Origin of the sequence: Stenotrophomonas sp. S41 (genome assembly GCF_016624625.1) — a bacterium.
In the GTDB taxonomy this organism is placed as follows: domain Bacteria; phylum Pseudomonadota; class Gammaproteobacteria; order Xanthomonadales; family Xanthomonadaceae; genus Stenotrophomonas.
The window spans coordinates 1-532 of record NZ_JACVTV010000221.1; the positions used below are offsets into that span (position 1 = coordinate 1).

The window sequence follows — 532 nt, forward strand, 5'->3', positions numbered from 1 at the left end:
ACATCCCAACCTGCTCAAGCCCGGAGAGGGCTGCGTAGTTCCCAATGGTTGCGAACAGGTGTGGGTGGCTGACATCACCTATCTGCCCACGGATGGGAAATTCGTCTACCTGAGCCTGGTTACTGATGCCTGGTCACGCAAGATTGTGGGCTGGAGCGTGAATGAGACGCTGCAGACCGAACATACCGGGCAAGCACTGGAAATGGCCCTGAGAGGCCGAAAAACGAGGCAGCGGCTGATCCATCATTCGGATCGGGGCATCCAATACTGCTCGGATAGCTACCAGCATCTCCATGCAAAGCATGGCCTGACCTGCTCGATGACCGACGGCTACGACTGCTACCAGAACGCGTTGGCCGAACGCATCAACGGCATCCTGAAATGTGAGTTTCTGCTTCATCGCCCACGCGACTTGGGGCAGGCCCGGCAGATGGTGGCTGAGGCAGTGGAGATCTACAACGCCGAGCGCCCCCATCTGTCCCTTAAAATGCAGACGCCCGATGCGATGCATCGGGCGTCCTTGGCCGCCTGA

General features: G+C 58.6%; 1 protein-coding gene. It reads left to right on the forward strand.

What is annotated here, in order from left to right; translation table 11 throughout:
- Positions 1 to 532 (forward strand): IS3 family transposase (locus IAE56_RS20980; protein ID WP_200753845.1); only part of this gene is annotated, 532 nt, incomplete at its 5' end.